Origin of the sequence: Aurantimonas sp. A3-2-R12, assembly GCF_036016755.1 — a bacterium.
Classification (GTDB): domain Bacteria; phylum Pseudomonadota; class Alphaproteobacteria; order Rhizobiales; family Rhizobiaceae; genus Aurantimonas; species Aurantimonas coralicida_A.
On the sequence record NZ_JAYXIH010000009.1, the window covers coordinates 33,159 to 51,676 of the forward strand.

At 64.7% G+C, this 18,518-nt stretch carries 19 protein-coding genes, 1 tRNA gene and 1 pseudogene; 11 read left to right on the forward strand and 10 right to left on the reverse strand.

Annotated elements, in window-relative coordinates; translation table 11 throughout:
* Positions 1 to 40 precede the first annotated feature (40 nt).
* Positions 41 to 451 (reverse strand): tellurite resistance TerB family protein, encoded by a 411-nt coding sequence (locus VSX60_RS06805; RefSeq protein ID WP_327623393.1) that lies wholly within the window; start codon positions 449 to 451, stop codon positions 41 to 43.
* A 193-nt stretch (positions 452 to 644) separates the two neighbouring features.
* On the opposite strand from VSX60_RS06805, the gene VSX60_RS06810 reads away from it, so the two are divergent.
* The gene (locus VSX60_RS06810) at positions 645 to 2,309 is read left to right on the forward strand and encodes a lysine--tRNA ligase (protein WP_442873064.1); all 1,665 of its coding nucleotides are present in this window, start codon (positions 645 to 647) and stop codon (positions 2,307 to 2,309) included.
* 48 nt (positions 2,310 to 2,357) lie between these two features.
* Here VSX60_RS06810 and mntR read toward each other — a convergent pair whose 3' ends face one another.
* The gene (gene mntR / locus VSX60_RS06815; RefSeq protein WP_442873062.1) at positions 2,358 to 2,828 is read right to left on the reverse strand and encodes a manganese-binding transcriptional regulator MntR; all 471 of its coding nucleotides are present in this window, start codon (positions 2,826 to 2,828) and stop codon (positions 2,358 to 2,360) included.
* A gap of 175 nt (positions 2,829 to 3,003) precedes the next feature.
* Between mntR and VSX60_RS06820 the strand changes: the two genes are divergently transcribed.
* The 3 genes from VSX60_RS06820 (at position 3,004) to VSX60_RS06830 (ending at position 5,651) form a co-directional block, all read left to right on the forward strand.
* Complete coding sequence (locus VSX60_RS06820; RefSeq protein ID WP_327623395.1) at positions 3,004 to 4,155, forward strand: multicopper oxidase domain-containing protein; 1,152 nt, start codon at positions 3,004 to 3,006, stop codon at positions 4,153 to 4,155.
* A 5-nt stretch (positions 4,156 to 4,160) separates the two neighbouring features.
* Entirely contained in the window at positions 4,161 to 5,315 is a 1,155-nt protein-coding gene (locus tag VSX60_RS06825) for a ZIP family metal transporter (protein WP_327623396.1), read from the forward strand.
* Positions 5,316 to 5,417: 102 nt separating this feature from the next.
* Positions 5,418 to 5,651 (forward strand): MJ0042-type zinc finger domain-containing protein, encoded by a 234-nt coding sequence (locus tag VSX60_RS06830; protein ID WP_327623397.1) that lies wholly within the window; start codon positions 5,418 to 5,420, stop codon positions 5,649 to 5,651.
* 24 nt (positions 5,652 to 5,675) lie between these two features.
* Here VSX60_RS06830 and VSX60_RS06835 read toward each other — a convergent pair.
* From VSX60_RS06835 to VSX60_RS06865, 7 genes and pseudogenes are all read right to left on the reverse strand, one after another.
* A tRNA-Gly gene (locus tag VSX60_RS06835) sits at positions 5,676 to 5,750 on the reverse strand.
* 139 nt (positions 5,751 to 5,889) lie between these two features.
* Positions 5,890 to 6,534 carry a 2-dehydro-3-deoxy-phosphogluconate aldolase gene (locus VSX60_RS06840; RefSeq protein WP_327623398.1) on the reverse strand — a complete coding sequence of 215 codons (645 nt, stop codon included), beginning with the start codon at positions 6,532 to 6,534 and terminating at the stop codon, positions 5,890 to 5,892.
* A 171-nt stretch (positions 6,535 to 6,705) separates the two neighbouring features.
* Positions 6,706 to 7,884 (reverse strand): cell wall hydrolase, encoded by a 1,179-nt coding sequence (locus VSX60_RS06845; protein ID WP_327623399.1) that lies wholly within the window; start codon positions 7,882 to 7,884, stop codon positions 6,706 to 6,708.
* A gap of 120 nt (positions 7,885 to 8,004) precedes the next feature.
* A complete protein-coding gene (der, locus tag VSX60_RS06850) occupies positions 8,005 to 9,432 on the reverse strand; it encodes a ribosome biogenesis GTPase Der (protein ID WP_327623465.1) in 1,428 nt (475 codons plus the stop codon).
* A gap of 60 nt (positions 9,433 to 9,492) precedes the next feature.
* Positions 9,493 to 10,422, reverse strand: a complete 930-nt coding sequence (locus tag VSX60_RS06855; protein WP_327623400.1) for a tetratricopeptide repeat protein — start codon at positions 10,420 to 10,422, stop codon at positions 9,493 to 9,495.
* Positions 10,423 to 10,539: 117 nt separating this feature from the next.
* Positions 10,540 to 10,875, reverse strand: a complete 336-nt coding sequence (locus VSX60_RS06860; RefSeq protein WP_327623401.1) for an NnrU family protein — start codon at positions 10,873 to 10,875, stop codon at positions 10,540 to 10,542.
* Between the two features lie 115 nt (positions 10,876 to 10,990).
* Positions 10,991 to 11,122: pseudogene (locus VSX60_RS06865) on the reverse strand (NnrU family protein); the annotation flags it as partial.
* A 235-nt stretch (positions 11,123 to 11,357) separates the two neighbouring features.
* Between VSX60_RS06865 and VSX60_RS06870 the strand changes: the two are divergent.
* Complete coding sequence (locus VSX60_RS06870) at positions 11,358 to 11,774, forward strand: MAPEG family protein (protein WP_327623402.1); 417 nt, start codon at positions 11,358 to 11,360, stop codon at positions 11,772 to 11,774.
* A 45-nt stretch (positions 11,775 to 11,819) separates the two neighbouring features.
* Here the strand turns inward: VSX60_RS06870 and VSX60_RS06875 are convergent, their stop codons facing one another.
* On the reverse strand, positions 11,820 to 12,821 hold the full coding sequence (locus VSX60_RS06875; RefSeq protein ID WP_327623403.1) for a glycine betaine ABC transporter substrate-binding protein: 1,002 nt from the start codon (positions 12,819 to 12,821) through the stop codon (positions 11,820 to 11,822).
* A 233-nt stretch (positions 12,822 to 13,054) separates the two neighbouring features.
* On the opposite strand from VSX60_RS06875, the gene VSX60_RS06880 reads away from it, so the two are divergent.
* The 6 genes from VSX60_RS06880 to VSX60_RS06905 all read left to right on the forward strand — a co-directional run bounded on the left by VSX60_RS06880 (position 13,055) and on the right by VSX60_RS06905 (position 18,514).
* Complete coding sequence (locus VSX60_RS06880) at positions 13,055 to 13,405, forward strand: I78 family peptidase inhibitor (protein WP_327623404.1); 351 nt, start codon at positions 13,055 to 13,057, stop codon at positions 13,403 to 13,405.
* Between the two features lie 152 nt (positions 13,406 to 13,557).
* Entirely contained in the window at positions 13,558 to 14,376 is an 819-nt protein-coding gene (locus tag VSX60_RS06885) for a FadR/GntR family transcriptional regulator (protein WP_327623405.1), read from the forward strand.
* 117 nt (positions 14,377 to 14,493) lie between these two features.
* On the forward strand, positions 14,494 to 15,798 hold the full coding sequence (locus VSX60_RS06890) for an ABC transporter substrate-binding protein (protein ID WP_327623406.1): 1,305 nt from the start codon (positions 14,494 to 14,496) through the stop codon (positions 15,796 to 15,798).
* A 78-nt stretch (positions 15,799 to 15,876) separates the two neighbouring features.
* On the forward strand, positions 15,877 to 16,773 hold the full coding sequence (locus tag VSX60_RS06895) for a branched-chain amino acid ABC transporter permease (RefSeq protein ID WP_327623407.1): 897 nt from the start codon (positions 15,877 to 15,879) through the stop codon (positions 16,771 to 16,773).
* Complete coding sequence (locus tag VSX60_RS06900) at positions 16,770 to 17,765, forward strand: branched-chain amino acid ABC transporter permease (protein WP_327623408.1); 996 nt, start codon at positions 16,770 to 16,772, stop codon at positions 17,763 to 17,765. The genes VSX60_RS06895 and VSX60_RS06900 overlap by 4 nt, the downstream gene beginning before the upstream one ends.
* Entirely contained in the window at positions 17,762 to 18,514 is a 753-nt protein-coding gene (locus VSX60_RS06905) for an ABC transporter ATP-binding protein (protein WP_327623409.1), read from the forward strand. Before VSX60_RS06900 ends, VSX60_RS06905 begins: the two co-directional genes overlap by 4 nt.
* Positions 18,515 to 18,518: the final 4 nt, after the last annotated feature.

The following is an 18,518-nucleotide window of genomic DNA, read 5'->3' on the forward strand; positions in this document are numbered from 1 at the left end:
CTCGGCGCCTACGGGTTGTAGCCCGCCCGATGATCGCGCGCTACAGCCGCCGGTAGCGCACCCGCGCCGAATGCTCGATCGCTCCGCTCACCAGCCGATCGAGTTCGAGCCCGTCGCGCAGCATTTCCAGGAACCGCAACTCCGCCTGCGTCGCGTGAACGTCGGAGGCCGCCACCTCGATGGCCAGCGCATAGGCGGTCTCGTACATTTTGGCCGGCAGCACCTGCTTCACATTGGCGATGATCGTATCGAGGCCGTCCTCGCGCTCCAGGATGTCGCTGCAATGGCGCTCCATCTCGGCGAGGCTCGCCATGTCGAAGCCTTCGAACACCGGAAGCGTGTGCAACAGGGCCTCCAGCTCGCGCATTTCATTCTCGCTGATCGCGCCGTCGGCTGCGGCCATCGAAACCATGAGATGGACGAGGGCTTCCTGCGGTTCGAGGTCGGCCATGATGCGCTGCTCCTTCAGACTTGCGATTGCTCGAAGCTAGCCGTCGACCGGCACCGCAACAAGGCGTAAGCGGGTTTTGTTGACGGCCCCCCCGCTTCTTTCTAGACCGGGCGCGACCTTCCCTGCCCGCAATGCCTTCTGTTACCAAGAGGAGCCGAGCGCAGCGGAAAAGCCAACCATGCAAGGACGCACCATGCAGACCCCGGAGACGGACACGGTCGCCGAACGACCGTTGCGCGAGGAAGCCCTGGCCTCCAACGCCTGGCCCTTCGAGGAGGCGCGCAAGCTCCTCAAGCGCTTCGAGACCAGCGGCATGCCGGCGACGGTGCTGTTCGAAACCGGCTATGGTCCGTCCGGCCTTCCGCATATCGGAACCTTCGGCGAGGTCGCCCGCACGTCGATGGTGCGCCACGCCTTTCGCGTCCTGACCGACGACGCGGTTCCGACGCGCCTCCTGTGCTTCTCCGACGACATGGACGGCCTGCGCAAGGTGCCGGACAACGTGCCGAACCGGGAGATGATGCTGACCCATCTCGGCAAGCCGCTGTCGCGGGTGCCGGACCCGTTTTCCAATGAGCACCCCTCGTTCGGGGCGGCGAACAACGCCCGTCTGATGGCATTTCTCGACCGCTTCGGCTTCGACTACGAATTTGCCTCGGCGACCGATTATTATGCCTCAGGGCGCTTCGACGCGACGCTGATGAAGATGCTCGGCGCCTATGACGAGGTGATGGAGATCATCCTGCCGACGCTCGGCCCCGACCGTCGCGCGACCTATTCGCCCTTCCTGCCGGTCCATCCGAAGACCGGCATCGTCCTCCAGGTGCCGATGGTCGATCGCAACGCCGACGCCGGCACCATCACCTATCTCGATCCCGACAGCGGCGAGCGGATCGAGACGCCGGTAACCGGCGGCGCGGTCAAGTGCCAGTGGAAGGCGGACTGGGCGCTGCGCTGGGCGGCGCTCGGCGTCGACTATGAAATGGCTGGCAAGGATCTGATCGATTCCGTCACCCTGGCGTCGAAGATCTGCCGGGCGCTCGGCGCGACACCACCGGAAGGCTTCAACTACGAGCTGTTTCTCGACGAGAAAAGCCAGAAGATCTCCAAGTCGAAGGGCAACGGCCTGACCATCGACGAGTGGCTCGCCTATGCCTCCCCGGAGAGCCTCGCCTTCTACATGTTCCAGAAGCCAAGGGCGGCCAAGCGGCTGTTCTTCGACGTCATCCCGAAAGCAGTCGACGACTATTACCAGTTCGTCGCGGCCTATCAGCGCCAGGAACCGCGTCAGCGGCTGCAGAACCCGGTTTGGCATGTCCATGACGGCCACCCTCCGGAAAAGGCCGTCGCGGTACCCTTCGCGATGCTGCTCAATCTGGTCTCGGCCTCCAACGCCTCGAACACGGCAACGCTTTGGGGCTTCATCACCCGCTACGCGCCGGGCGTCACCCCCGAGACCGATCCGGACCTGGATCGGCTCGTCGCCTATGCGCTGCGCTATTTCGAGGATTTCGTCAGACCTTCGAAGACGTTTCGCGCGCCCGACGAGGTCGAGCGCGAGGCGCTGGAGGCACTCGACGCGAAGCTTGCGGCCTTGCCGAAAAACGCTGACGGCGAGGCGATCCAGAACGCGCTGCTCGATGTCGCGCGGCCGATCGAGCGCTATCAGGACCACAAGAAGACCGGCCCGCAGGGCGGCCCCGGTGTCTCGGTCGAATGGTTCCAGGCGCTATACCAGATCCTGATCGGGCAGGAACGCGGACCGCGTTTCGGTTCGTTCGCGGCCCTGTATGGCCTCGACGAGACCCGGAAGCTGATCCGCGACGCGCTGAACGGGCGGCTGATCGCGGAGGGCTGACGCTCCACGAAGGCGCAGCGCGGCTCCCGACGGTCTCATTATCCGGCCTTAAGCCGAGTCGGCCGCCTTGGCGCGCACGACCCGCTCGAACGCCGCCAGCGTCTCCTCGCTGACGTGATGCTCGATGCCCTCGGCATCGCGCTGGGCGGTCTCATTGCTAATGCCGATCGCGCGAAGGAAGCTGACGACGAGTTCGTGCCGTCGCCTTGAGCGGACCGCCATTTTTCGGCCGGCCTCGGTCAGAAACACCGCCCGGTAGGGCTGGCTCGAAACCAGTCCGTCCCGCTGCAATCGCGCAATGGTCTTGACGACGGTGGTGTTGGCAACGCCCAGCCGCCGGGCGATATCGACCGCGCGGGCCTCCCCGGTGCTGTCGATCAGGTCGGCGATCAACTCGACGTAATCTTCCGCCACCTCCTGCTGATGGACTTCTCGCACCCGCTGGAAATTGGCCGCCTGCTGATCCGCATCGGGCAAGGCGGGAATGGCGCTCGTTTGAACCTTCGTCATTACCGTCATGCATAGCCAATCGGGTTGGCATCGCCAACCGCGAAATCGGACACCTTTGTTGGTTGACAAAACTCCCGCTTCAAAGTCATTTGTAGCCAAGGCTATATTTTATAGCATCATGCAATTATGACGAATGCCGAGATTCCTTCAACGGCCAAGGAATCGACACGGGAGCAGCTACGCAATGCCATCTTGGTTCGAATATCCCACCACACGCCGCTTTCTGCTGGGGGCAGGAGCGCTTCTCGGTGGATCGTCGGCGGTTCGCCTGGCGTTGGGCCAGGCGTCGACATCGCCTGCCGCCCCGCAGGCCGCGGCTGACAGCGAGCAACATGCTGGCCACCAGACATCGGAGGACGCACACAACACCCATGACGGCATGACCACGGTCGGCGAGGTGGATTACGAGCGCAATGGCTTCGACCCGCATGACATCCTGACCGACTGGGACACCGGGACCGCGTCGCGTTTGCCGGACGGCCATACGCTCCGAGAATTCGATATCATCGCCGAAGACAAGGAGATCGAGATCGCGCCGGGGATCTTCTTCCCCGCCTGGACCTATAATGGCCGCGTGCCCGGCCCGACCTTGCGGGTCGGCGAAGGCGATCGCGTTCGCGTCCGCTTCCGCAATTTCGGCTCGCATCCGCACACGATCCATTTCCATGGCATCCATGCGGCACGGATGGACGGCGTTCCCGGTGCGGGAAACGTGCTGCCGGGCGGCGAGTTCACCTACGAGTTCGACGCCTTTCCCTTCGGCTGTCACCTCTATCACTGCCATTCGGTCCCGCTGAAACGGCACATCCACAAGGGGCTTTACGGCGCCTTCATCATCGATCCGGACCCGGCCCGTCACCTCGAGCTAGCCGATGTCGCCCGTTCGCGCGTTCTCGGCTCCCCCGAAAACGCGCTCTGGCAGGAGTTCGTTCTGGTGATGAACGGCTTCGACACGAACTTCGACGACGAGAACGAGATCTACGCGGTCAATTCGATCGCGCACGCTTATTCCAAGCGCCCCATCGTCGTCGACCGGGCGCGGCCGATCCGGCTCTATCTGATCAACATCACCGAGTTCGACCCGATCAACTCGCTGCACCTGCACGCGAATTTCTTCGACTATTTCGATCACGGAACGACGCTAACACCGACGCTGAAGACCGTCGACACGATCATGCAATGCCAGGGCCAGCGCGGCATCGCCGAGATCAGTTTCAAGGACCACGAGCCGGGTCTCTACATGTTTCACGCCCACCAGTCGGAATTCGCCGAGCTTGGCTGGATGAGCCTCTTCGATGTGCAAGACGGCACAACGAAGCCGGCACGGGAAGGTTGATCGCGATGACCCGAACCATTCTTCGTATTGCCCTGCCCCTCGTGTTGATCCTCGCGGTCGCGGCGGCTTTTCTGGCCAGCGATCCCTTTCGCTATTTGAACGGAGGGACACCGCCCACCGAAGAGCTGACGGTCGAGCGGACCGTCCTCGACAGCGATGGCATCGCGCTACACGTCCGCGCTGGCGGGTCCGAACCGATGACCATCGCCCAATTACAGGTCGACGGCGCCTATTGGACCTTCACCCAGGAGCCCGCCGGGGCATTGGAGCGTATGAGCGACGCGTGGCTCCGCATTCCCTACGCCTGGGTGCAAGGTGAAACTCACCATGTGACCCTGCTGACGTCGACCGGCGTCACCTTCGATCACACCATCGATGTCGCGATCGCCACCCCCGTCGCCACGGCGGGCATGCTGGGTGCCTTCGGCCTCATCGGATTGTTCGTCGGAGTGGTTCCCGTCGCGCTGGGCATGCTGTTCTACCCCGCGCTTCGCTCCGGCGGCAGGCGGACGTTTCAGTTCGCCTTGGCGCTGACGATCGGACTGCTGGCGTTTCTGCTGATCGATACACTGGAGGAAGCGCTGGAACTGGCGGGCGAAGCCGCGCCGGGCTTCCACGCGGGCGTTCTGGTCTGGCTGGTCGCCGCGCTGACATTCGCGGTGCTGATGATCGTCGGCAGGCGGAAGGGCGGCACACTGGAGGGCGTTCGCCTCGCCACCGCGATCGCGCTGGGGATCGGTTTGCACAATTTCGGCGAGGGATTGGCGATCGGCTCCGCCTTCGCGACGGGCGCGGCGGCGCTCGGTTCGTTCCTGGTGCTCGGCTTCACCCTGCATAATCTGACCGAGGGCATCGGCATCGTTGCGCCAATGACGAAAAAACGGCCGAGCCTGTGGGTCTTCGTCGCCCTGGCGGCGTTGGCTGGCTTACCTGCCGTCGCCGGAATATGGATCGGCAGCTACGCCTTCTCCCCGCATTGGGCGGCCCTGGCCTTCGCCGTGGGAGCTGGCGCGATCCTTCAAGTCATCGTCGAGGTCGGCGCCCTTTTGATCCGGCAGGCGCGCGCCGAGGGGCAGCCTTGGCTGTCGGCCACCGCGCTGTCCGGCATCGGCGTCGGCGCGGTGGCGATGTACGCAACTGCGCTACTCGTCCAGGTTTGACGGTGCCGCTCTCACCCTTGGTGATCGGGCAGAGGCCGCTAGATGGTTCGGCACGGATGGCAGGCCGAGGCGACATCGAGGGCCATAGCAAAGGTGAACGAAATGAAGAACGCGATGACGATGCGCTGCGACAAGTGCGGAGCCGAGAATCGGATCAATCTCGACGAGAGCACGCCCGATCATGAAAAGATCGCGTGCAGCGCGTGCGGCCATGCTCTCGCGACGGTGGGGCAGCTCCATGCGAAGATCGCCCAGGAGGCGCTTGGGCTCGGTGCGGATGATCTGTCCGACGACCACGTCCCGCTCGGCGGTCCGCCCTTCGGCGAGACGACCTAGCAGCACCTGCGAGAGTCCGGAGGCTGGAGCGGGCGATGGGGATCGAACCCACGACATCAAGCTTGGGAAGCTTGCGTTCTACCGCTGAACTACGCCCGCGCTCCGGCCGGGACCATGACCGGGAGCCGTTGCCGCGTCAAGATGCTTGTGCGCCGTGACCGGCTTCGCCCCGACAAGGGTCTGAACCGTGCCGCGAAGAGCGTGCCCCCGGATCGGGCACGGCGCGAGGCACCGCGGCTCAGCCGCCGCCGCGAAGCGCCACGGCTTCCCGCGCGAGACGGGTGATTTCCGCCCAGTCGCCGGCCGCAACCGCGGCCTTCGGCGCCACCCACGAGCCCCCGACGCAGATGACGTTCGGCAGCGCGAGATAGTCGCGTACGTTGCTCATGGAGACGCCGCCGGTCGGGCAGAAACGCAAGGCGGGAAAGACCGGAGCGATCGAGCGGAGGAAGGCGGCGCCGCCGATCTGTTCGGCCGGGAAGAATTTCAGCACCTCGTAGCCCTCTTCCAGCATCGCCATCAATTCGCTGGCCGTTGCCGATCCCGGCAACAACGGAACGTCCGAAGATCTCGCGGCGTCGAGAAGTTCCACCGTCGCGCCGGGCGATACGATAAACTTCGCGCCGGCCTTCGCCGCGCGGTCGAATTGCTTCGGCTCGAGAATGGTGCCAGCGCCGCAGGCCGTCTCCGGCACTTCGCTGCTGATCGCCCGAATCGCGTCGAGGGCGGCCGGCGTACGCAGCGTGACCTCGATAGCCTTCAGGCCGCCGGCGGCCAAGGCGCGCGCCAGTTCGACGCCTTCCGCGGCGCTGTCCACCGCAACGACGGGGATGACCGGCTGGGCGGCCAGGATATGGAGCAGGTGCTTGGTTTTCTGAGCCATGTGTCCGACCGTTGTAAATGAGGAGCTTTGGGCTCTAGCGCATTTTTCGGCGGCGGCAAAATGACCGGGTCGCGCGATCCGACCGATACAGCCGAATGCGGAAATATTTCACGCGGGAATGAGCGCTCGAAATTCGGCCAAAGCCGGGGGATTCGCGATGGCGCGTGCTACTTACCAGCCGCCGTTGAAGGTACGGTAGAAGATGTGCTTGCCGATCTTATCGACCTTTTCCATGGCGCGCGCCCAGCGCGGCCGAACGTAATTGGCGTGATAATGGGTCGCCGAGCCGACCGCGTTGATCCAGAGTTCGCCCTTGGTCACCTGTTCGGCGACGCGCGACACGCGCGCCCAAGCGCCGCTGTCGGCGATGCGATCACGCGCGCCATCGCAGGCGAAGGAGAACTGGCAGCGATTGCGCCAGCTCTTGTTCTGGTAGACGACGCCGCAGATCGTGTTCGGGAATGCCGGGTTGCGAACGCGGTTCAGGATAACCTGCCCCACTGCCGCCTGCCCCAGCGTCGACTCGCCTCGCGCCTCGAAATACAGGCCATTGGCAAGACACTTCTGCTCCTTCTCGGAATAGGCGGTCGCCGGCAGGGGCGTCGCGGCCCAGGCATGATCATTCTCGCCGATCGGCGGAATGAACGCCTGCGGCGTATCCTTCAGGATTTTCTCGAACAGCGAGGAAGCGCGGCCCGACTGCGGTCCCGAAGGTGCATAGCCGAGCGCGGCGGTCGCGGCGTCCGAAGGCTTCAGGGAAGCCAGCATTAACATGTCGTTGGTCGCCCTCTCCTTGCCCGGCTTGATCGTCGGCGGACCCTTGAGCTGGAAATTCATGGCGACGGTCATCGCGTCCTTGGTGGACTGCGTCACCTTGGAGAAGGCGCTCCGAATGCGCTCTTGGCCGCCGGTGACCCGCGATCCGAGCAGCGACTGCCGCTCCAGGATCGAGCCGGCGGAGAAGCCGCGCGGCGGCAGTTGGGCGGCAGGCATGAGAGAAATGACCCGGCGCCCCTTCTCTGCTCGCGCCACCCGGTTCTCGTCGGGCGTGTCGAGCGCCTGCTGAACCGTGTCGATGGTGAAGAGGTCGCCATTGCCGGCCTTTACGCCGCTACCGGCCGGCAGGCGGCTGTTCTTGCCGGAATCGGCGAATGCGATCTTGGCGGTTTCCACCGAGCCCGCCGGCGATGGAACAAAATACGACTGCCAGCGGTTTGCTTCTCTGGAACCGCCGAGCAGGCTTGTCATATCCTGATAGGCGAGTTGACCGGTAAACGCGGTGAGAGTCGCGAAGCTGCCGGCCGCGACGACGATAGCGCGTGCGGCGCGTTTCGACGAACGGCGTTGCATGCGTCCCCCTGCTACCAAATCAACAGCCGTCATTACGTCCCCAAAACCGTCTTCATTCGATGGACTTCCACCGAATTTCCCCCATTAACCTTGTTTCTTGGTTAACAGATGATGGTCATTTCATGACCGCCGCTTCGCTTTTGCGGCGTAAGGATTGTCCGGTTTGCGCAATCCGAGACGGATCGGCACGCCGAGAAGCCCGAAACTGTCCCGTAACCCATTGATAAGATAGCGCGTATACGACGCCCCGAGCGCCTCCGGCCGAGTTGTGGACAACATGAAGGTCGGCGGGCGCGATTTGACCTGGGTCATGTATTTGATCGTCACCCGCCGGCCCGCCACCGCCGGAGGGGGATGATGTCCGACCATCCGATCGAGCCACTGATTCAATTTCGCGGTGGAGACGCGGCGGTTCCAGATTTCATGTGCCTCGGCGATCCCGTGCATCAGCCGGTCGATTCCTTCGCCGGTTTCGCCCGACACCGTCACGGCCTGTATGCCGCGCGCCTGGGGCAAGAGACGACCGGTCTTCTCGCGCAAATCGGCGAGCACGGCCTGCCGATCCTCCACGAGGTCCCATTTGTTGAAGGCGATGACCGGCGCCCGGCCTTCGCGCACGACGAGGTCGACGATCGAAAGGTCCTGACGCTCGAAGGGAATGGTGACGTCGAGCACCACGACCACGACTTCGGCAAATTTGATCGCGCGGAGCGCATCGGCGACGGAGAGCTTTTCGAGTTTTTCCTGGATTCGCGCCTTGCGCCGAAGGCCAGCCGTATCGAACAGCTTGATCTTGCGCCCGCGCCATTCCCACTCGACCGAGATGGAATCGCGCGTGATGCCGGCCTCGGGGCCGGTCAGCATGCGATCCTCGCCGATGAAGCGGTTGATCAGCGTCGACTTGCCGGCATTCGGCCGTCCGACGATGGCGATTCGCAGCGGCTTGGTCGCATCGTAGGCCGGCTCTTCCGTTTCATCCGTAAAGGCCGCCTCGCTCTGCGCGTCTCCACTATCGTCGCTGTCCTCGTCCTCGTCCGCATAGTCAAGGACCGCGTCGCCCAGGGCCTCGACGATGGCGTCGCGAAGCTCCGCCATTCCGACGCCGTGCTCGGCCGAAATGCCGATCGGCTCGCCGAGCCCGAGCGAATAGGCGTCGATAAGGCCCGACTCGGCGCCCTTCGCCTCGGCCTTGTTGGCGACCAGCACGACCTTTGCGGCGGTCCGCCGCATCAGATCGGCGAAGGCGAGATCTTGGGGATTGAGACCGGTTTTGGCGTCGATCATGAACAGCGACAGGTCCGCCGACGCGATCGCCGCTTCCGTCTGGGCGCGCATGCGCCCCTCCAGTGTCTCCGCCCCGGCTTCCTCCAGACCCGCCGTGTCGACGATCTCGAACTCGAGATCCATCAGCGACGCGTCACCCGAGCGCCTGTCGCGGGTGACGCCCGGCCGGGCGTCGACGAGCGCCAGCCGCTTGCCGACGAGGCGGTTGAACAGAGTTGACTTGCCGACATTCGGCCGGCCGATGATGGCGATGGTGACCATGATGGTCTCCGCACTCCTCCGGAGCGATGGGGCGCCCGGCGGTTCGCCGGATGCCAATTGGGATCAGTTCGCGCCGGCTGCTGGCGCCGGCTCGCTCACCGCCTGCGAGGGCGTCGAGGACGGCGCGGCCTGCGAATTCGTCTCGTCCACCGGCGCGGCGGCGCTCGCCGGTTCGGGCGCATCGTCGGACGTCGTGTCGGCGGACGCCGGCTGGCTTGTGCCGCCGCCTATCACATCGGAATCGGTGGCCGGTTGTGTTGCCGGCGCTGCGTCAGCAGCCTCTCCGCCCGGAGCCGCAGTGTCCGCGGGCTCGACCGGTGCTGCGGCGGCCGCCATCGGGTCGCTGGCGGCGATCACTTCGAGCATCATGCGCGCTCGCCCGGAAATGCCGCTCGGCGCCCCCGCATCGTCGAGGAGTTGCTGGAAGAGCTGGCGTGCGGTTTCCCGATCCCCCGCCTTCCATGCCGCTAAGGCGATCGCCTCGCGCGCCGGAAAGCGCAGCGCTTCACTGTCGCCGGTCAGGCGTTCGACGCGGCCGCGGACGTCGTCGAGCGTGCCGCTGTCGACAAGAATGTAGGCCGCCCGGACGGCGGCCATATCGCGGATCGGCTGCGGCACGCCGGAATCGTTCGCAACGCCGTCGAAGGCGGCGACGGCTTCATCGGGTTTGTCCTGTTCATGCAGGACGCCGCCGATGCTCATCCGGGCAAGGTCGGGATAGGCTCCGTAGCCGTCCGCCGCGATCGCTTCGAGGGCCACCACGGCTTCGTCCCGTTTGCCATCCCGGGCCAGATCCAGCGCGGCGAGATATGAGTCTCCGGAGGCATTGGCCTGCGCGGTCCGGTAACGATCCCAGCCGACGACACCGGCCGTAATGGCGACAGCGAGGACGACGGCGGCGAAGATCCACGTACCGAACTTCGTCCAGACGGCCTTGACCTTGTCCTGGCGAAGCTCGTCGCTGACCTCCCGGAAGAAACTGTCGTCGCTCATTCACCCACTCTTCGAAAAATCATCGCGGCACACCATCCGTCGCAGCTGACGCACACAACGGACATGGCGTCTTCTAACGATTTTTCGCGTCTGTGAAAGGGCAAGCTCTTGCCGATCCTATCCAAGCAGCGGCACGCCGATGAGCCAGTCATGCAGTCCGAACAAAAAGGCGGCGGACAGGACGAGGCCAATGACCACCGCGATCATGTCGCCGCGAAGGCTTTTGACGGCGGCCGCTTGCACGACGTCCGTCGCGGTCCGCCGAAGCGCGCTGGCGTAGTCGACGAGCGCCCAAGCCAGGAAGCCGCCGAACAGCACGAGGTCGGCGTCGGTGCCGTTGACGAGAAGATGGGCCAAGGCCCAGACCGCGACGCCGAGCACCATCGGATGACGAACCACGGCCTTGATGTGACCGGCCGGGGAGTAAGCACTGGCAACAAGGATGAACGCCACCGGCACCAGAAGGAATGCCAGATGGCGAAGGCCGGACGGCGGTGACCAGAAGCACGCTGGCGTCCGCCCTCGCCTGCCCATAGCCGAAGATGATCAGCAGCAGCCCGATCAAGGACAGGGCCGAATAGGTAAGCTTGAACTGGCTCTCGCCCAGGCGAGCGATCAGCCGGCCCCGCCCATCGTCAGCGAAGATTTGCAGCGAGTGAACCCCGAGGAAAACGATCAGTCCCAGCAGCAGTGGCATCATAGCTTCGTCCCTTCGGTTCGCACGCGCATGACATCTGCCGATGTCGCGGATGCCGACGAAGCGAAGACTAGCTGAAAGATGCGGTGAACGCGCCTCCCTTCATGCCGGCACAGGTCTGCCGCAGGGCAATAGATGGAGACAACCTGGGGTTACAACCCGGATCGACATCCCAGCGACACCGCCTTAAACCCTACGGATCAGGCCGCGAACGCGCCGCCGGTACGGGATGAACACCATGTTGGAAGCGACCACCGATGCGATCGGGGCTCTCGCGATCTACGCGGGCCTCAACACGCTGATTCTCGTCTGGCTGGCGTTCCAGACCGGGCGCGTGCGCCAGAGCGAGAAGGTGTTAATGGGCGACGGCGGCAATCCGCGCATGATCCGGATCATGCGCGGCCACGCGAACGCCATGGAATTCATCCCGGTAACGCTGATCACGCTGCTTGCCGTGGCCCTTCTCGGCGGGCCGGCCTGGGCGATCCACGGGTTCGGCCTGCTTCTGACCGCCGGCCGTTTCCTGCACGCGTTGCATTTTACCGCCGCGGATGCGCCCGGCTGGCAGCGCTCCGCGGGTACGGCGCTGTCGCTGCTGGCGATGGTTGGCGCCGCGTTTTGGGCCATTGTCGCCGGGCTTTCCACGATCATCTGACGAATGTCGCTACGGCAGCCCGGCGTATCGATAAAGCCCGAGAAGTTAGAGCGCTTCCTTGACCTTCTCGGCGACCTCGGGAGAGACCCACTTGGTCCAGACCTCCTCCTCGGTGTCGAGGAAGTAGAACGCGGTGTCCTCTCCCGTCGCCTGGTTCTCGTCCTTCCAGGCCAGCAGCTTGTTGACGGTTTCATTGCCCCAGGCGCGCTGCTCGAGATAGGCGGCGGCTTCCGGCGAATCCTCGGCAAGCTTCGGCGTCATCAGCGTGTAGACCTCGGCTTCCGTCCAGGCGTTCAGCTTGGGGTCCTCGCAATCCGCCTGGGTCGTGCAGTTCAACCACTCGGCGTCGTCGTAAGGAACGTCCCACTCAAGCTTCTTCATCGGATACCGCGCGATGATCGCGGTGGGGGACCAATAATAGCCCAGCCAGCCCTGCCTGGCCTCGAAGGCGTTGGCGATGGAGCCGTCGAGACCGGCGGCCGATCCGGTCGGCACGAGTTCAAACCCCTTTTCCTCGGCATCATAGGCCTTGAAGAAGTTGTGGAGAACGATCTGGCAGCCCCAGCCCGCCGGACAATCATAGAACGCGCCCTTGTCCGACGATTGCGGCGACGGGAACAGCTCGGGACGCTTCAACGCATCCGAGACCGTGACGATGTCCGGATTCGCGTCGGCGAGATATTGCGGAATCCAGAATCCCTCTTCCGACCCATCCTTGAGCACCTTGGCGCCATAGGCAATCCGGCCTTCCTTCAGCGCCGTCTCGATCTGCTCCTTGAACTGCTTGACGTAGATCTCCGGGGCGACGTCCGGCTCGCCCTTTTCGGTCATCGACGTGAAGGTCGGCATCGTGTCGCCGGGCACGAGTTGCGCGTCGCAGCCGAAACCGTTCTCGAGGATGAACTGGTCGATCGCGGCCATCACCTCGGCCGAGGCCCAGTTCATCGAGGCGATCTGGATGGTGCCGCAACCTTCTTGAGCCTGACCGGCGGAGGGTATCGCGACGAGTCCGGCAAGGGCGGCGGTGACGGCGAGAACGGATTTCATGGCAATGGCTCCAAGGCACGGCGTCGGGGGGCAGGAATTGGTGTTGGGGCTATGACATAGGCGCCGCTCCCGCCGGGAAAAGGACCGCCGATTCTCACGGATTCGTGGCTGGCTTTCGTCTTTTGCGGACGGTGCGCTAATCTGCGCCCGGACAACGAGGATGCACCTCAATCCCGGCGGTGATTCCGCTAGGGTCGAATGCCTGCATCACGGCGGATCATGAAGGAAGCGGCATGCAACGAACCCTTTCACTGGCAATCCTTTCGGGTGTGGCGATCATCACGGCCGGCTGCACCGCGAGCAACCGCGCCGAGCCCGTACCGCCGCCGCAAAGCTTGCCCATGCCGGTCGGTGGGCCGAGCATGCCTGCGCCTGAGCTGGAAGCCTGCAACGCCAACGCAGCCCGCGGCGTCCTCGGCCGAATCGCCAATGTCGAAGCCACCGAGGCCGCAAAGGCGGCCTCCGGCGTCGAGGACGTGCGCGTGCTTTATCCCAACCAGCCGATTACCCAGGAATTTGTCGAGACCCGGCTGAACCTCGAAACCGACGCGGAGAACCGGATCGTCAAGGTTCGCTGCGGATAAGGCCGACGGAGCGTCGCGAACCACATTCCTCGGTTGACGCTTCCCTGATCCTCCGCTTAGTCTGATTGTCGGACAATGAGAAACGTCGACGGCCGGAAGAGCCGCGGCACTCATGGGAGGAGGCCCGGCCTTTGCCGGGACGTGTGTTGCCAATGGCGGATCGAACGCCGGGGGCGGTATCGAGTGTTGCCGCGCCCCAGCAGACCCAGGACACCGCGACGCATTTTGCGGCGATCGAGTCCGCGCCGGCCTATCGGCTGGTGTTCGAGACGATCGAGCGGGAGATTCTCGACGGCCGTCTCGCGCTCGGCGATCGGCTGCCGACCGAGACCGAACTGGCGGCGCGCCTCGGCGTCCATCGCTCTACCACGCGGGAAGGCTTGCGGCTGCTCGAAGAGAGCGGCCTGGTGCAGCGCCGCACCGGCCGGCGCCTTTATGCCTCGGCACCACGCGCCGAGGATCTAAGCACCCGCGCCAGCCGCGCTCTGGCGCTGCAGCGCGTCAGTTTCGACGAACTCTGGCAGTTGCTGCTGGCGCTGGAGCCGGCGGCGGCGGCGCAGGCGGCGCTCGCGATCCAACCCGAGCAGATCGAAGCGCTGGAGGACAACCTCGCCCGCACCCGCGTGGCCGTGGCCGAGGGAAGCATCCTGACCACGCTGGATCTCGAATTCCATGCGCTGATCGCCGAAGCAACCGGCAATGCCACCTGGCAATTGGCGCGTGAACCCGCGGCGATGCTGCTGTTTCCGGCAAATGAACGGATGCTGCCACGCCTGAGCCAGGCCGGCGCGCGGCTGATCGAGGCGCACGAACACATCATTGCAGCCTTTAAGAAACGCGACGCGACCCTGGCGGCGGATTGGATGCGCCGGCACATCAACGACTTCCGGCGTGGCTACGTCCTTGCGGGCTGCGATCCGGACGAGCCGGTGCATCTGTCCGCGACGCAAAAGGGAGGCGCCCGCCGTTAACGACAGAGCTGGCCGACCGGTATGGGAGACCGGCGGCCCTGAACACCCACCGCAAACCGATAAACAAGGTCCGCCGCGGTCTGCGCGAAACGGACCTCCAAAGAGGAGGAAACGTCAATGAAACAGAAATCTTCACACGCCGGCATCGCCGCCGCGCTGATGGCCACCACGGCCGCCTTCGCCTTGACCGGCGCAGCCGCGGCGCAGGAAACGTTCAAGATCGGCGTGGTCACCTTCCTGTCCGGCCAGGCCGCCCAGAGCTTCGGCGTCCCCGCTTGGGACGGCGGCAAGATGCTGATCGAGAAACTGAACGCCGGCGAGGCCCCCGCCCCTTACGACACCAAGGGCTTCGGCGGCTTGACGATCGAGCCGGTGGTGATCGACGAAGCCGGCGGCGCCACTGTGCAGGTGCAGGAATACCGCAACCTGGTGCAACGCGAGAACGTCGACGTCGTGGTTGGCTATGTCGGCTCCGGCGACTGTCTGGCCGTCGCGCCGGTGGCCGAGGAACTCAAGCAGTTCACGATCCTCTATGATTGCGGCACACCCCGGGTCTTCGAGGAAAATGACTACGAATACGTCTTCCGCACCGCGGCTCACGCAACCCAGGACAACGTCGGGCTGGCCCGCTACCTGAAAGCACTGGATATCAAGGTCGAGACGTTCTCCGGCATCAACCAGGACTACGCCTGGGGTCAGGACAGCTGGGGCGACTTCAAGGCCGCCATGGGACAGATCTATCCCGACGCGACCGTGACCGCCGAGCTTTTCCCCGCCTTCGGCGCCGGCCAGTACGGCACCGAGATTTCGGCCCTGCTGCAGGGCAAGGCCGACGTTGTGCACTCCTCGCTCTGGGGCGGCGACTTGCAGGCGCTGATCCTGCAGTCACTGCCGCGCGGCCTGTTCCAGCGCAGCCAGGTAGCATTTTCCGCCGGCGATCACTCGCTGCCGCCTCTCGGTAAAAACATGCCCGAGGGGGCGATCGTCGGCGCCCGTGGTGCCTACGGTTTCATGGCGCCTGAATCCGAGCTGAATACGTGGTGGAAGGACAACTACGAGTCCACCTACGACGTCATGCCGGTGCAGGCGCCCTATCGCATGGCGCAGGCGATCCTCGGCCTGAAGACCGCCGTCGAAAAGGCCATGGCCGAAAACGGCGGCAAGAAGCCCAGCAGCGACGAACTCGCCGCGGCCATGAAGGGGCTGAGCTGGGAAAGCCCCGGCGGCCTGATCGAGATGGTCAACGGCAACGGCCACCAGGCGATCCAGCCGATTGGCTTCGGCCGTTCGAAGAAGGATGAGAACGGCGAGATCATCCTCGACGACATCATTCGGTTCGACGCGCGCTGCGTGAACCCGCCGGCCGACATGAAGGGTCTCGAATGGATCAACGCCGGCTTCCCCGGCGCCACATGCAAATGATGATCTGACACGGCAAAACGACCGGGCCGCCGAGCGGCCCGGTTTACCGCAATCCTGCGACGGGTGGACCACGCCGCGATGGACATCGTTCTCACCATCATTCTCGACGGACTGATCTACGCTTCCTGGCTGTTCATCGTCGCGCTCGGGCTGACGCTCGTTTTCGGCGTGTTGCGCATCCTCAACTTCGCCCATGGCGGCCTTTACGCCCTCGGCGCCTATGCCGCGGCGGTCGCCGTGCCCTTGTTCGCCGGCTGGGGCCTGCCCGAATGGTTCAGCCTGGTTGCGATGTTCATCGCCGCGCTGGCCGTCGCCATCGTCGTCGCCCCACTCATCGAGCGCGGGCTGCTACGGTTTTTCTACGGCCGCGACGAGGTTCTCGTCCTGCTGGTCACCTACGCGGTGTTCCTGATGCTGGAGGACATCACCAAGATGGTCTTCGGGGTCGACCCCTATTACGTCTTCGAGCCGCGCAATCTGTTCGGCAATGTCGAGGTCGGCAGCCTGTTCTATGTCGGCTACGACATCGCGCTGATCGGGCTGGCAATCGTCTGCGGCGTCGGCGTCTGGCTTGGCCTCACCCGCACCCGGATCGGCAAGATCACCGTCGCGGTGATCAACGAGCCGGAGGTGAGCGCGGCGATGGGTGTCAACGTCACCCGCATCTATCTTCTCGCTTTCGGCCTCGGCGTTTTTCTCGCCGCCCTCGGCGGGGCCTTCACCAGCCCGCTCATTTCGGTGCAGCCGGGCATCAGTGTCAGCGTGATCATCGTCAGCTTCGCGGTCGTCATCATCGGCGGCCTCGGCTCGATTCCCGGTGCCGCGATCGGGGCGCTGATCGTCGGACTGGCGCGATCCTTCGCGGTCTATGAAATACCGGAGGCGGAGATTTTCATCATCTATCTGGTCATGGTCGTCGTGCTGATCTTCCGGCCCGAAGGCCTGTTCACCCCGGTTCAGGCGCGCAAGATATGAGCGCGCCTCTACGAACCCTCGCCATCGCCGTCCTCGGCGCCATCGTCTTCATCGCGCTGGGCTGGATGCTGCCGCTCTGGCTGCTCTTCACCATGACCAAGGCGATCGCCTTCGGACTGATCGCGCTCGGCATCGTCGCCCTGATGCGCGGCGGTCTCGTCTCCTTCGGCCAAGGGCTCTATTACTGCGTCGGCGCCTATGTGTCGGGCATGCTGGCCAGCCGGCTCGGGATCACCGACGTCTTCGTCCTGCTGATCGTCGGCGGGCTTTCCGGCGGCCTCGTCGCCGCCCTCGTCTCGCCGCTGATCGCGCGCTATCGCGGCATCTTCTTCGCCATGCTGACCATGGCCCTGTCGATGGTGCTGTACGGCGTTCTCGCCAAGGTCACGGCGATCGGCGGTTCGGACGGCTTCAACGTGCCGCAGCCCACTTTTCTCGGCTATCTGCCGGGCACCGGGTCCGCCGATTTCGCGCTCTACGCCGTGGCAGTGGGCGTCGCCGCCATCTCCGCCGCGGTCTGCCGAATCTATTTCGACAGCGGCCCGGGGCTCATCTCGCTGGCCGCGCGGGAGAATGAACTGAGAGTCGAATATCTCGGCGCCTCGGTCTTCGCCCTCACCGCCCGCAATTTCATCCTCGCGGGCGTTCTCGCCGGCCTCGGCGGCGTGCTCAACGGCGTCGCGCTGGGGCATATCGACCCGTTCTTCGCCTACTGGACGACGTCGGGAGAAGTCGTATTCATTGCCGTCCTCGGTGGCTATGCCAGCGTCGTCGCGGTGTTCGGCGCGGCGCTGGTCACCGAACTCGTGCGGTCCTTCGCCAACCAATATTTCCCCGACAGCTGGCAGCTGGCGCTCGGCCTGTTCCTGCTGCTGGTCATCCTGTTCCTGCCGCGCGGCTTCGGATCGCTGTGGGCCGGCGCTACGGGCGGGCGGGCCGCATCGAAATGGCGGGCGCGGAACACCACGCCGGACGAGGAGCCAGCCGAATGAGCGAAGCCGTTCTCGAGGCGCGCGGCCTCATGAAATCCTTCGGCGCGCTAGTCGCGGCAAACGACATCAATATCTCCGTCACCCCGACGGCGCGGCTTTCGCTCATCGGCGCGAACGGAGCGGGCAAGACGACCTTCGTGAACATGGTCACCGGCTATCTCAAGCCCGATTCCGGGCAGGTGCTGCTCGACGGCCAGGACGTGACCGGCCTCGCGCCACGGCACATCACCCGGCGCGGCATGTGCCGCTCCTTCCAGATCCCGCAGCTTTGCGAAACCATGACGCCGGTCGACAACATTCTGGTCGCCATGGACATCGCCAAAAAGGACCGCCCGTCCTTCTTCCGTCCGGCCCATACGGAGGAGTCGCTCGACCGGGCGCATGAAATGCTGGGCCGCTTCGGCCTGTCCGACTACGCCGATCAACCGGTCGACGAATTGCCCGGCGGCGTGCGCAAGTTGATCGACATCGCCATGGCGCTGGCGAGCCGCCCCAGGGTACTCTTGCTCGACGAGCCGACCTCCGGCGTCAGTTCCGAAGAAAAGTTTCCCCTGATGGACCGGGTAATGAAAGCCCTGTCGGGCGAGGACGCCGCGGTGATCTTCGTCGAGCACGACATGGATATCGTGACCCGCTACGCCGACCGGGTGCTCGCCTTCTACGCCGGCGAGATCATCGCCGACGACGCACCCGACGAGGTGCTCTCGGACCCGGCGGTGCAGAAATATGTCACCGGAACGGCGAGGTAGACCG